Consider the following 12,655-nt stretch of genomic DNA (forward strand, 5'->3'; position numbering starts at 1 on the left):
ATCTTCATTCAAGGAGGTTTTTTCCATTTCATCCTATCTTTTCTATGATATGCTAAGTTCTGGTGATAAACATGACAACTGTAAAACAAACTGGTTGTATACTTATATTCTTCGTTCTAATGGGATGTCAGGTGCAACAAGCAGGTAACCTCTCTTTTCTTGATGAAACGAATGCGAGAAGACCTGTCCCTTCTTTTCTTGTTGAAAATGCCAAGGAACAGCTAATTGCAAAATACGAAAACCAAACGCCAACTGAATTTGGTGAAAATGTAGCAGGTGTTTACACTCATTTTCGTTCATCAAAAAAAGAAATCGCCTTAACATTCGATGCTTGTGGTGGATCTCATGGAAATGGTGTTGATGAGGAATTGATCGCATTTTTAAAAGAAAACAAGCTACCTTCCACCCTTTTTATTAACAGCAGATGGATTGATCAAAACACCGCCCTATTCCAAGAACTTGCTCGTGACCCGCTTTTTCAAATTGAAAATCACGGCACGCATCACAAGCCTCTTTCTGTGAACGGGGAGTCAGCCTGGGGCATTTCAGGGACAGCATCGGTTAAAGAAGTGATTGAAGAGATGAAAGAAAATCAAAAGAAAATTGAAAAACTAACTGGTGAGACACCGACACTTTTCCGTTCAGGAACAGCTTATTATGATGACGTTGCCGTTCAAATCGCTCAAGATCTTGGTGTTCAAATTGTGAATTACACAATCCTTGGAGATGCCGGCGCAACGTATACCGCCCAACAGGTAAACGCTGCTCTGTTGCAAGCACAACCAGGCGACATTGCCCTTCTTCATATGAATCAACCGACTAGCGGGACGGCAGAAGGAGTAAAAAGAGCGATACCGGATTTACAGAAAAAGGGGTACACTTTTGTTCAACTTCACTCCCAACATTTGCAGTGATTACAAATGGTTCTCCTGGCCATCTTATTAGTGAACACTAAAAGAAGGGGTGAACCTACATGAGTCAATCGAAAGGACAACGTGAAAGACAATTCCGCAAACGGAAAGAAGCGCAAAATCCACACGGTAAGATCAAGTCGCTAGAACAACTTTCCAACGAAACACCGAATAAACCATAAACACCGATTAAACTCCTCTTAATTCGGGTAATGATTGCTAGAAAATGAAAGGAGTTTAACTTTATGAATGAATTCACGGTATCTGTCGCAGGAATGAAGGGCGAAAACTGTATTCAGAAAATCGAATCCTCCCTTCTCTCTCTAAACGGCGTTGAACGGGCGTTAGCCGACCTTAAAGAAGAAACAGTCACCATTTTATTTGATGAAGAAGCCGTTGACCAATCGATGATTATGCAAACAATTGAAGAAGCAGGTTATCAACCTGCTTAACGCAAAAAGATCCTGCTCTGTGCAGGCTCTTTTTTATGTCAAAATGAAACAGCGTTTTTCAAAAAAAGTCCAATTATTTCCGACAAATTTTCAATTTTCGCAATGGGTGGGTGTTAACCTATAACTATCCGTTAAGGAATAGTTAACGAAAGGGGTAACAGACTTGGAGCAGCCTAACGCAAATACGAATGAACTTCACCCTCTGGTTCCTCTCCACGATCCGCCAACGGTAGAACACAACCACTTGATCCACCAATTGGAATCGTTGGCTTATGAAAATCAATCATTAAGCAACGTGCGTACACTTGTAGCAGGTGTGGCCCATGAGATTAAAAATCCTCTTACGATTATGAAAGGTTTTATTCAACTAATAAAACCTGACCTTGATAAGCTACAGAAAAGTGATATTGCTGATTTATTATTAGCAGAAGTTCAACGAACAACCAATCTAGTGGAGGAGTTTCTTCAGCTCGCTCGACCAACAAAACATACAACAGAACGTATTGACCTCATCCCATTTCTTGAAGATATTCTTCTACTTTTCCAGAGCGAAGCGAAGTTAAGTAAATGCGAACTAACCGCCAATCTCCAGAAGTTTAAGCTGCCGATTGAGGTTATGATCAATCCAGGACAGCTAAAGCAGGTTTTTTTAAATGTAATGAAAAATAGTATTGAAGCTATCCGTATGACGAACCGAAAAAATGGACACATTTCACTATCAGTTCGTCAGCAATTTCATTTTGTTACAATCAACATACGAGACAATGGGAATGGAATGGACTCTTCTACACAAGCTAGCGTTTTTAATCCTTTTTATACTACAAAAGAAAAAGGAACAGGACTCGGCCTATTCCTTACCAAACAAATTATTCAAAATCATAATGGCACGGTGAAAGTGAAAAGTTCTCCTTCGTTAGGAACAACGATCTCTATTCAACTGCCTTTGCTTCACTCGAGCTAAAAACCAATTTGATCCTGTTCACTTACCTTTGCATTTCGCTTAGTTTTATGAAGAAGCGCATTCACCTCTCCGCCAACGAGCAGAATAATACCGGTTAAATAAAACCATAGCATCAGAATAATGACGCCCCCTAGACTGCCATAAGTAGCAGAGTAATTACCGAAATTGCTTACGTAGAAAGCAAACGCAAGGGATATTACCTGCCAGCCTACCGTTGCTATGAGTGCTCCGATAATGACTTCCTTAAAAGGAAAATGTTTATTTGGTGCAAAGCGATATAGCGCAGCCAGGATGCATGCCATAATCGCAACAGCAATGACCCAGCGAAGAATACGAAAAAGAAATTCCGTCGAGCTCGGCAGGTTCAGAGCCGATGTTATGGCATCAATGATCACGTCTCCAAAAACAGGTAATACTAGCGTGACAATAAAGACAAGTACGAGTCCAATCGTGAGAACGATGGAGAGAAGTCGCGCTTTAATAAACGATCTCGTTTCTTCTACATCATACGCAAGATTTAATGCTCTCATTAATGCCATCATGCCGTTTGAAGCTGACCAGATTGTACCGAGTATTCCTAACGTTAACAACCCGCCCTGAGGCTCACTAATAATGGAGAGAACATTATCCTGAAGGATGCTCCCTGTCTCTCCGGGAGCATATTTCGTTAGAAAACTCACCGCTTCCTGTTTGTCAATGGACAGGTAAGGAAGGATTGAGAGGATAAGTATAAGTAATGGAAAGATCGATAACATAAAATAATAGGCCAATTCAGCTGCAAGACTCGTAACGCGATCCTCACCTATTTCTTTCCCAAGTTTTTTGACAAACGTTAATCCCGCCATTTCGTTAACCCCTTTCTAACATTCTTCAATCCCTTTCCCCATATTGTTCCGGTGTAATCATACTACCGTACAAAAAAAGAGCAGACGCGGTGTCTGCTCTTTTTTAGATTAATCTCTCTCAGTTTAAGGTGTTGTTTCACCCTGCTCTTCATCTAAAGCGTTCATATTTCCATTTGGATCATCCATTTGATCTTCAAGATTAAGATGAGATCGAAGCTCTGTTTTAGCAGAAGCTAATGACTGATCATCAAGCTTAAAGTAATAAGTTCCAGCTGGTTGAAAGTCGGTTCCTGTTAGCTGAAGTTTTTCGATTGAATCAATCTTAGAAATAAACGGATAGAGTCCAAGAGCTTCATTAAACGTAAAACTCATTGTTAAGTTCTCTCCGATACGATCTACAAGATCACCGTATTTTGGTATAGAGGAAAGAGAGCTTACCTTATCGATCGCAGCTGTAATCACTTCCATCTGGCGCTGTCCACGTTTCAAGTCAGAATCCGCTTTACGTGTTCTTGCAAACGCAAGTGCTTCTTTACCATTTAGCGTTTGCTCGCCAACCTCTAAATCAATTTTACCTTTCGATTCTTTGTATAGTTGATCAGCAATAAGTTGGGATTCAATGGTAACATCAATTCCGCCAAGCTCATCAATAACTGTTTTAAACGCATCAAAGTTTACTCGGACTACTTCATCAATCGGAATCCCGAGCAAGCCTTCCACTGTATCAATCGTTAAATCAATGCCGCCAAACGCATGAGCATGAGTAATTTTGTCCATTCCTCTTCCAGGAATTTGAACGTAAGAGTCACGTGGGATACTGAGAAGCTTCATTGATTTATCATCTTGATTAAACGTTGCAACCATCATTGAGTCACTGCGTCCATTCGATGTATTTTCTTCATCGTCAACTCCAAGTAGTAACACTGAAAAGTGATCTTTCCCTATATCGACTGCATTGTTTCTAAGATCGGACTGTTCGCCTCGATTTGGTTGCATTAATGATTGGTCAGAAACGCTAGATACTTTATAATAAAGATACCCTCCATAACCACCAATACCGACTATAATCAATAATAATAGCAAAAGCGTGATTCGCAATCCACGTCGTTTTTTCTTAGGTTTATATCGACTTCGAGGCTCCATTTGTTCTTCATTCATAGAAATTTTATCTCCTTCAATATAAATCAACATTCGTTATTTACAGATCATTCGTATCACCTTGATGATGATCGACTGTCAGTCATTCACCAAAAAATGGGTAAATTCGTCAATTTACGTTCACCCTAGCTATAAATGTACCATTCTTTCTTATTACTTTCTACCTAAATATTTTTCCAATCTACATGCACTTTGTCATTTACCTACGAGATCGGTAAAATACAAAATGAAGATCTAGAGAAAGGACAAACTCTCTTGCATATAAAAACAAAATCAATTCCGTGGATTATTATTGGTAGCTATTTTCTATTTGGATCACTGTGGATTTTACTTTCAGATACCATTCTTTATCGCTTTTCTTTTGATTTTATAACAAATAAACAGATCGGTCTTTATAAAGGTTGGTTTTTCATTCTTTTAACAAGTTTATTTCTTTATTTTCTATTAAACCATCTTCTACTAAAGAACAAACAAATGGAAAAGCAACTCTTAGAAAGCGAAGAGCGTTATCGTCGTCTCGTTGAGTCTTCTCCATATGCTATCTGTTTGTTACGAGATGGAGAGATCACTTATACGAATCAAACTGGTTTAAAAATGGCAGGTGTTGATTCTCTTAATGACCTCTATCAGCATCGTGATTCTCTCGTCGTAAATCCAGATGACCAAAGAAAAATCAAGGAAATACTGCACAACATTCATACTAATCACAATGAATATCCAGAAACGATTGAATACCAATTATTACGCTCGAATAACGACATCATGGATGTAGAATCAACTCTTATCCCTATTCGTTTTGATCATAAAGTGATGACGATCATTCAAACGCGAGACATTACCGAACGAAAACAAGCGGTAAAAGGATTATGGGAAGCGAAGCAACTCATTCAAGCCATCATTAGCGCCTCCCCTATTGCGACTCTCGCTCTTGATCTAGATGCAAATATTCGTTTATGGAACCCGGCTGCCGAAAAAATATTTGGTTGGAAAAGCCATGAAGTCATTGGTAAGAAAAGCCCTATTGTACCTCAAGGTGAAAAAGATATTACGATACCTGAAATTATCGCACATGGTCATATTGTCAATAAAGAAGTACAACGCATGAGAAAAGATGGATCAATTGTTTACGCAGCCCTCTCGACTGCCCCAATTCAAGATGAAAATGGGGAAATTGATGGCATCATGGCTGCTTTCATGGATATTACAGATAAAAAGAAAACCGAAGAAGCTCTGCTAAAAACAGAAAAGCTATCGGCAGTTGGCCAGTTAGCGGCAAGCGTCGCTCATGAAATACGAAATCCACTCACTTCTGTTAAAGGATTTATCCAGCTTCTAAACGACGATAAACCCTTCGCAGAAAAAACGCCGTACCTATCCATTATGCTTTCAGAAATTGATCGAATGGATGCAATCATTAAAGATTTACTCGTGTTAGCTAAACCACAAGCATCTCACTTTACTTTTTTTAGTTTAAATAAGCTAATTTCCTATGTTCTACAGTTATTAAGCACGCAGGCAAATTTATACAATATTACTTTTTCACAAAACTTTACTGAGAAAGATGACACCTTGTATGGGGAGGAAAATCAGCTCAAACAAGTGTTTATTAACTTAATCAAAAATGCGATTGAATCCATGCCAGAAGGGGGAAGCGTTAGCTTAAGGACCCTTACAACAGAAGATTTGATTGAGGTAACGATAACGGATGAAGGTGTCGGCATTCCTGAACACAAGTTGAAAACGCTCGGCGAACCGTTCTATACGACGAAAGAAGAAGGTACCGGTCTCGGGCTCTTATCTAGTTTTAAAATTATTGAAAATCATAATGGAAGCATCGATTTTAAAAGCGAAGTTGGAACCGGAACAACTGTCACTCTCTATTTTCAAAAAAACAGCTCCCCAACGTCATCATTTTAGCTTACTTAGTATGTATGTGCTTTGGAGTATACGAATCTCAATTATAGGTCTTTTTATCTATTTTTTGTGCTTCCATCCCTTTGTATGCTAAAATATCATTCGTCTCTTATTGTTGAATAAGTTTGACCTGAAGGAGGAAGCAACATTGCAAAAAACGAAACGAAACGATCCCTGTCCTTGCGGCAGCGGCAAAAAATATAAAAAATGCTGTATGACATCTGAAAGTGCACAGGATCAATTAGAAGAACAGTTATACACACAGGAACTTTACACTGTCCAGGCTCAGCTTGTTGAATATGCGATGAGCCAACATGATCAAAAAATGGTTTCTTTAGCAAACGATTTATTTAAGCGTTATGATATTCCCAAAAATCTTGAAGAAGCCTACATGCACGGTATTTTCCCATGGGCGATTTTCCATCAAGCCGTTAATCAATGGAACAAGACCATCGTAAAACAGTATATTCAGTTATATTCTCATACCTTCTCCACTGAGAAAGTAAAAGAAACGGTTAACGAGTGGCGTGATGCTTATATGTCCATTTATACGGTTGAAGAAGTATCAGGGAACACCGCAGTTGTGAAAGAGCTTAACTCTAATCAACCAATTAGCATTCTTTTACATGAAGAAGTCATTCTATCAAAAGGAGAAAGCTTAGCAGGCATTCTTCTCCCAGTGAAAAACGGTGCAATGCCATTTATCGAGCTACTTAAGATTGCCCCTGATGCCATGCAATTGGTAGCAAACAAATTGGCAACAGAGAACGTTTCTAACAACGTTCGTTCCATGATGCAAAGCGACTTCCCAGAAATCCTTAGCGAAATTGTAAAGCATGGTAATGGAGCAGAAGAAGCAGATGACTCCATTGACATGATTTGGTCTAGAAAAGAAGATGCTGAAGTTGCTACTCTTTTTACAGAGAATATTAGTGATGCATTCTCAAAAGAGCAGGTTCAAGAAATTCTTCATTTCTGGAAGAAGTACACTCAGGAAGAACAACCATCTGTTAGAAAACCTGCTATTTTTGCCGCTTCTCTTGAGTATCTCGCCTCTAAAGTCTTTGATTCTTCAGTCAGCCAAAGCGCTCTTGCTAAAAAGTACGGAACATCACCTTCTAGTATTTCAAGCAAGTACAAAGCATTTCATGAACGATTTATTCCAGTGATGAATTAGAACAAACAGTCACAATAACAAGTAAAAAGATGGTTTTAATCAACCATCTTTTTACTTTAATGGTATGATGAACATATTGAGAAAAAGGCTCTATTATCGCATCGTGTTAACTGTTCAACCTATTCCGTTAACACGATTCGTTTATGGATCCACCTTTAAGGGAGGAAATATAGTGACTACTGAGACATCCACTCAAAAAGTAGGGACTTACATTCTTGCACAAGCTTCAGAGATTGCACAAAGTACATATGAAAGACAACGCCATGACCTTGATGAAGCTAATTTTTCAAATGAGTCTAAATTATCCCTGTCAAATACAACATATTTAATTAAGCTGATCGGTAAAAGCTTACAGCAAAACACAATAAATGCAATGGGTGCCATTGAAGAATTTGGCGAAGAATCAGGTGAACTGGTTCAAGATGAAAATGAAATGATCGTCTCCCTTATCGTTACGGTACCACTTATTCGCGAGGCGATTTGGGAGGCAATTGAACCGATCGTCGAAGAACTTAACATGAAGCCACGCGAGGTCATTAAGTTACCAGGAAAAATTGATCCTCTCCTAGATCAGTTTGTATATAGTTATGGAAGCACTTATATTACAAGTAACCAACAGCTTAAAACGAAATATGACTCGACGCTGGAAGAACTGTCTACCCCGATCATTCCAATTATTAAAAACCTGGCTATTCTTCCGCTTGTTGGGAATATTGATACGTATCGGGCAACGCTCATCATGGAGAAAACGTTGGAACAAACGCGCAAATTGCAATTAAATCATATGATCATTGACTTATCAGGGGTTGTCACAATGGATACAATGGTGGCAAAACATTTGTTTGATATTACAGAAGCACTCAGTCTCATGGGCGTACAAGTAACTCTTACGGGAATTAGCCCTTCCATTTCAATTTCAGCTGTACAATTAGGAATTGATCTCCATAAGTTAACAATTAAATCGAGTCTTCATAATGCTTTAACAGATCTTGCGGTTCTTTCAAATCCTACAACGTAATTTTATTTCGTTCACATTTCTGTCATTCTTATCAAAAACATCCCATAATGCTCATTTTTCAAATGAAGCCTGCTATACTGAACTTAATCCAGAAAAGCTTTCTCCTCAACCCGGAAAGCTTTCTGGAATCCAACGTATTTTAAAATAATGCATCCCTTCCCTCCCCCGGGAAACCTCCTTATTTTAGTTTGAAAAAGCAGCGGCAATCGCCGCTGCTTTTTCTATTCTGTCTCTTTATCTCGGCAGGAGTTAAGGTATCCTTCAGCGAAGAGATCTTAATATAGAAAGGAGAGGGATCATGCTTTCAAAAAGAATACAAGAAGAGCTGAAACCATTTCAAAACAAAGAACAAGCAAAAAAGATGGAAAAATACATGCGAAATCAATTCCCCTTTCTTGGAGTTAAAACCCCTGAAAGAAGAAAGGCTGTAAAAATAGCTTTAGAACAAGATCGTGCTCCTGCTTTCAAAACCACTCAGTTAGTCGTTCAACAGCTATGGTTACTGCCAGAACGTGAATACCAAAATGCGGCGCTTGATTTGCTCGGGCGTGTGAAAGAGTTTCCTAAAGATTCAATTGATCTTATTGAACAGCTGATTGTTACTAAATCCTGGTGGGACACCGTCGATAGCCTGGCGGTACACAGTGCAGGGAACTATTTTAGACAACACCCTGATCAAATTGACTCGATTTCAGAGAAGTGGATGACTAGCGAAAATATGTGGTTAAACCGCAGCGCGATTCTTTTTCAACTCTCCTATAAGGAAAAGACGGACTGGCCGCTCTTGAAACGGTCCATTCTGTTCCATTCTGAATCAAAAGAGTTTTTCATCCAAAAAGCAATCGGTTGGGCTCTTAGAGAGTACTCAAAAACGGAGCCAACTACGGTAAAGAATTTTATCGAGGAACATCCTTTAGCACCCCTTAGCAAGCGGGAAGCAAGTAAGATTCTCAAGAAGATAGAATCATAACTTTCAAAACAGACTAACTTTTCACCAAATAAATGAGCCCATCCTTTAAGGATGGGCTCTACCTATCATGACTATTTACCAATAAATTGTTGCGTCCAGATGTTGCCTTCTTCTACATACCCAACACCAATGTGAGTAAAGCTACCGTTCATAATATTTTTACGGTGACCTTCACTGTTCATCCATGCATTGACAACTTCTTCAGGCGTTTGTTGGCCTTTTGCGATGTTCTCGCCAGCAGATTGATAGTCTACGCCAAATTGATTCATCATATCAAAAGGTGATCCGTAAGTTGGGCTATTGTGTGCAAAGTAGTTATTGTCTCTCATATCTTCCGACTTTGCCTGTGCCACTTTACTAAGTTCTGTATCTACTTCAAGAGCAGGTAGTCCAGCTTTTGCACGTTCTTCATTTGTCAGGTTTACAACTTGCTGTTCGAATTCTGAAAGTCCTGTGTCTGCTTTTGTTTCTTTAGTTGGATCTGCTTGCTCTTTTGATTGTTGTGGTGAAGGAGCCGCCTCTTCTGCTTTTTGAGGAGCTTCTGCTTTCTGCTCTGCAGGTGCTTCTGCCTTTTCAGGAGCTTCTGCTTTCTGCTCTGCAGGCGCTTGTTCCTCCGGTGCTTGCTTCTTCATTTCTTTTTGTTGAAGAAGCTGATCTAGATTAATAGAATCATTGATTGAAACATTATATTGTTTTTCAAAACGGTCAAGAATGGATTGTAACTCATCCATATTGTTGACCTGGAATGTTTGAGCCTTTACTTCTACGTTTGCAGGCTGAGTGCTTGCAGAACTTGATGTTGGATTTGCTGCCAGCAGGGCCGTTGCCGCTGTGACACCTAGGATAATTGACTTTTTCAATGTGATTCCTCCCTGATTGGTGAAATTTCTTACACCATGAGAATATCACAAGATTGCTAGTCTAAAAGACCATAATAACTTCCTATACCGGAAATCCATGCCAGGAATGATTTATCATTAATTGGACTTTTCTCATTCATAGAGCCTTATTTATCAAGGATTTAGCACTATTTCACTAGCTCATTCAATATTTTCAGAATGGTAACATTTCCACATATTAGGTAACACCGAACCATTAACGTTTTGTTTCAAGTATTTCAGAATCGTAACAAAAAGAGGAAGAGCACGCTGCTCTTCCCCTTCACTCACTTTGTAGATCTCACATCTTTAAATGGATACCAAACCACTTCGGCTTTTCCTACAACTTCTTTAAGCTCTATCTTTCCAAGACCGTTACGACTATCCATGCTTCTTAACCGATTATCCCCCATAACAAACAGCTGACCGTTAGGTACTTCAACAGGTCCAAAATCTTCTGTTAACCTCATCCCCATGCTTTGCGCATCATCTCGATTAGCCTCAAGATAGGGTTCCTTTAGCTCGGTATCATTCACATAGAGCTTATCTTGTTTCATTTCAACGATATCTCCTGGTAAACCAATCACGCGTTTAACATAATGCTTTTCTGCATCCTCATCCTTAATAATAATGATGTCTCCTCGCTCAGGTTCTTCCTGAACGTAAGAAATAAATTTATTAACAAGGAGACGGTCACCGTCATGTAAGGTCGGATCCATGGAAGCCCCTTCCACAATGTAAGGTGCCATCACGAACATTTTCACCACAAAAGCCAGAATAACAGCGAATAAAAGGGGCGTCCCCCACTCTTTTAACCAGTTTGATTCTCCATCACTTTTCATATGTCCCTCCACAAACGAAATTTCTATGATAAGTCTAGCATAATTTTCCTACAATATTCCATTCATATGCCACTGTAAATTGAACTATTTTTCACTAAATAATGAAGAGAACCTTTCAACGAAGTCTTTCTCCTCTTCCAATTAAACAGGTTGTGATGGAAACCGAGCTACGCTTAAGGAATGGTTTTTAACGAGGTTTTACATCGTGTTAATGAGGGTATGAAAAGGGATGGATAAAAGGAGGATGCATATGAACCAAGTGAAAGCTTTTGTATTTGATGCATACGGAACGTTATTTGACGTTTTTTCAGTTATTGAAAAATGCGAAGAGCTGTATCCGAATAAGGGTAACCAAATAAGCCAAACGTGGCGAAAGAAACAGCTTGAGTATAGCTACTTACGACAAATGATGGGAAACTATCGACCATTTTCAGAAGTGACGCGTGATGCCCTTCGCTATGCAGTTGAAGAAGCCGGTGCCGAACTGACGCAAGAGAACGAAGATTCCCTTCTCGAAGCCTATCAGCACCTTACCGTTTATGAAGAGGTTCCTAAAGTGTTAAAAAAGCTAAAGGAAGAAGGAGTGACTCTTGCTATCTTCTCAAATGGATCTCACGATATGCTTGATCCTTTAGTAAAACAATCACCGCTTGCCGAGTACCTGGATTATGTAATCAGTGCAGATGACATAAAACAGTTTAAACCGACTCCTGCTTCCTATACGCATGCCCTTACATTTCTTGAGTTAAAGCGAGAAAACATTCTCTTTATGTCTTCTAATGGGTGGGATATCTCAGGGGCAAAGAATTTCGGCTTCCATACGGCCTGGATTAATAGGAATCAAACTCCAGTTGAACAGCTCCAGCTCCCCCCAGATACGATCTATGCTGACTTAAGCGACATTACGGATTGGGTTACCTAACTTTGCTTAAGCAAATAAGCAAACAAAAACCTGAACAGATGTTCAGGTTTTTGTTTGCTGAGGCTAAATTTTCTGATCTACCGTGTAAGCTCTATTGTTCTTGTTAAAGAACTATACTATATACCTATGAATTATCTCTTTTTTTACCAAAATAGGCCCATTGACCAGTACGCACCTTAGTCGTATAATCAACACATTACAGTGTTCGTTAACCAAAAAATAATAGAAAGTAGCCGGGTATTCGAATTATGATAAAGGTCGATTATTTACTTCAGGATGAAATCATTCGCTATCAGGAACAGCTTCGCGTCTTTCGTATCTCGCTTCAAAAGCTTCCTGCAAAAATGCCAAGCGAGAACAACATTCGGAATTTGTGTAAAGAAGCCGCCTGGAAACTAGCAGCAACCGAATCACTTGTGGCAAAAGCATTTAAGTCAAAAAAACTACCTTATCGAGACCTTTCAAAGCAATTTTTCTTTAACATTGGAATCCTTAAACAACACAGCAAATACATCTTAGCTCTCTTCCTTCTTAAACACGGAAATTATAGCTGTCTTCAAAATCACCTAAATTGCCTAGCTTAAAGCCTCAAAGGATCATTCCTATG

14 protein-coding genes are annotated in these 12,655 nt (G+C 39.2%); 10 read left to right on the top strand and 4 right to left on the bottom strand.

Going from position 1 to position 12,655, the window contains the following annotated elements:
* The first annotated feature begins 71 nt into the window (after nucleotides 1-71).
* The 4 genes from LC090_RS14170 to LC090_RS14185 all read left to right on the top strand — a co-directional run bounded on the left by LC090_RS14170 (nucleotide 72) and on the right by LC090_RS14185 (nucleotide 2,324).
* Nucleotides 72-914 (top strand): polysaccharide deacetylase family protein, encoded by an 843-nt coding sequence (locus tag LC090_RS14170; protein WP_226658682.1) that lies wholly within the window; start codon nucleotides 72-74, stop codon nucleotides 912-914.
* A gap of 59 nt (nucleotides 915-973) precedes the next feature.
* Nucleotides 974-1,093: a DUF6254 family protein gene (locus LC090_RS14175; protein WP_224879153.1), complete on the top strand. Its 120-nt coding sequence runs from the start codon at nucleotides 974-976 to the stop codon at nucleotides 1,091-1,093.
* Between the two features lie 63 nt (nucleotides 1,094-1,156).
* Entirely contained in the window at nucleotides 1,157-1,363 is a 207-nt protein-coding gene (locus LC090_RS14180; RefSeq protein ID WP_226658683.1) for a heavy-metal-associated domain-containing protein, read from the top strand.
* Between the two features lie 163 nt (nucleotides 1,364-1,526).
* On the top strand, nucleotides 1,527-2,324 hold the full coding sequence (locus LC090_RS14185; protein WP_226658684.1) for a two-component system sensor histidine kinase NtrB: 798 nt from the start codon (nucleotides 1,527-1,529) through the stop codon (nucleotides 2,322-2,324).
* Here the strand turns inward: LC090_RS14185 and LC090_RS14190 are convergent.
* Together LC090_RS14190 and LC090_RS14195 are read right to left on the bottom strand one after the other, a co-directional pair.
* A complete protein-coding gene (locus LC090_RS14190; protein ID WP_226658685.1) occupies nucleotides 2,321-3,169 on the bottom strand; it encodes a YihY/virulence factor BrkB family protein in 849 nt (282 codons plus the stop codon). The two genes, LC090_RS14185 and LC090_RS14190, sit on opposite strands and share 4 nt — an antisense overlap.
* Before the next feature lie 123 nt (nucleotides 3,170-3,292).
* On the bottom strand, nucleotides 3,293-4,327 hold the full coding sequence (locus tag LC090_RS14195; protein WP_305076852.1) for an LCP family protein: 1,035 nt from the start codon (nucleotides 4,325-4,327) through the stop codon (nucleotides 3,293-3,295).
* Nucleotides 4,328-4,582: 255 nt separating this feature from the next.
* Between LC090_RS14195 and LC090_RS14200 the strand changes: the two genes are divergently transcribed.
* From LC090_RS14200 to LC090_RS14215, 4 genes are all read left to right on the top strand, one after another.
* A complete protein-coding gene (locus LC090_RS14200; protein ID WP_226658686.1) occupies nucleotides 4,583-6,244 on the top strand; it encodes a PAS domain-containing sensor histidine kinase in 1,662 nt (553 codons plus the stop codon).
* 145 nt (nucleotides 6,245-6,389) lie between these two features.
* A complete protein-coding gene (locus LC090_RS14205) occupies nucleotides 6,390-7,418 on the top strand; it encodes an SEC-C metal-binding domain-containing protein (RefSeq protein WP_226658687.1) in 1,029 nt (342 codons plus the stop codon).
* Between the two features lie 172 nt (nucleotides 7,419-7,590).
* The gene (locus tag LC090_RS22185; RefSeq protein ID WP_226658688.1) at nucleotides 7,591-8,436 is read left to right on the top strand and encodes an STAS domain-containing protein; all 846 of its coding nucleotides are present in this window, start codon (nucleotides 7,591-7,593) and stop codon (nucleotides 8,434-8,436) included.
* Nucleotides 8,437-8,734: 298 nt separating this feature from the next.
* Nucleotides 8,735-9,406 (top strand): DNA alkylation repair protein, encoded by a 672-nt coding sequence (locus LC090_RS14215; RefSeq protein ID WP_226658689.1) that lies wholly within the window; start codon nucleotides 8,735-8,737, stop codon nucleotides 9,404-9,406.
* A gap of 71 nt (nucleotides 9,407-9,477) precedes the next feature.
* Here the strand turns inward: LC090_RS14215 and LC090_RS14220 are convergent, their stop codons facing one another.
* A complete protein-coding gene (locus tag LC090_RS14220) occupies nucleotides 9,478-10,266 on the bottom strand; it encodes a CAP domain-containing protein (protein WP_226658690.1) in 789 nt (262 codons plus the stop codon).
* A 305-nt stretch (nucleotides 10,267-10,571) separates the two neighbouring features.
* Nucleotides 10,572-11,126, bottom strand: coding sequence for a signal peptidase I (gene lepB, locus LC090_RS14225; RefSeq protein ID WP_226658691.1), 555 nt, complete (start codon nucleotides 11,124-11,126; stop codon nucleotides 10,572-10,574).
* Nucleotides 11,127-11,370: 244 nt separating this feature from the next.
* Here lepB and LC090_RS14230 point away from each other — a divergent pair, with 244 nt between their 5' ends.
* Together LC090_RS14230 and LC090_RS14235 are read left to right on the top strand one after the other, a co-directional pair.
* Entirely contained in the window at nucleotides 11,371-12,048 is a 678-nt protein-coding gene (locus LC090_RS14230; protein ID WP_425590661.1) for a haloacid dehalogenase type II, read from the top strand.
* 248 nt (nucleotides 12,049-12,296) lie between these two features.
* Nucleotides 12,297-12,632: a hypothetical protein gene (locus LC090_RS14235; RefSeq protein WP_226658693.1), complete on the top strand. Its 336-nt coding sequence runs from the start codon at nucleotides 12,297-12,299 to the stop codon at nucleotides 12,630-12,632.
* The last annotated feature ends 23 nt before the right edge of the window (nucleotides 12,633-12,655 follow it).

The sequence above is a fragment of the Guptibacillus hwajinpoensis genome (genome assembly GCF_020524165.1).
Classification (GTDB): domain Bacteria; phylum Bacillota; class Bacilli; order Bacillales; family Guptibacillaceae; genus Guptibacillus; species Guptibacillus hwajinpoensis_D.

What these genes read in the sequence shown, in the direction of transcription:
- LC090_RS14190 (WP_226658685.1), bottom strand. Translation starts at nt 3,169, where the DNA reads ATGGCGGGATTAACGTTTGTCAAAAAACTTGGGAAAGAAATAGGTGAG.
- LC090_RS14175 (WP_224879153.1), top strand. Translation starts at nt 974, where the DNA reads ATGAGTCAATCGAAAGGACAACGTGAAAGACAATTCCGCAAACGGAAA.
- lepB (WP_226658691.1), bottom strand. Translation starts at nt 11,126, where the DNA reads ATGAAAAGTGATGGAGAATCAAACTGGTTAAAAGAGTGGGGGACGCCC.
- LC090_RS14170 (WP_226658682.1), top strand. Translation starts at nt 72, where the DNA reads ATGACAACTGTAAAACAAACTGGTTGTATACTTATATTCTTCGTTCTA.
- LC090_RS14235 (WP_226658693.1), top strand. Translation starts at nt 12,297, where the DNA reads ATGATAAAGGTCGATTATTTACTTCAGGATGAAATCATTCGCTATCAG.
- LC090_RS14180 (WP_226658683.1), top strand. Translation starts at nt 1,157, where the DNA reads ATGAATGAATTCACGGTATCTGTCGCAGGAATGAAGGGCGAAAACTGT.
- LC090_RS14215 (WP_226658689.1), top strand. Translation starts at nt 8,735, where the DNA reads ATGCTTTCAAAAAGAATACAAGAAGAGCTGAAACCATTTCAAAACAAA.
- LC090_RS14230 (WP_425590661.1), top strand. Translation starts at nt 11,371, where the DNA reads ATGCATATGAACCAAGTGAAAGCTTTTGTATTTGATGCATACGGAACG.
- LC090_RS14195 (WP_305076852.1), bottom strand. Translation starts at nt 4,327, where the DNA reads ATGAATGAAGAACAAATGGAGCCTCGAAGTCGATATAAACCTAAGAAA.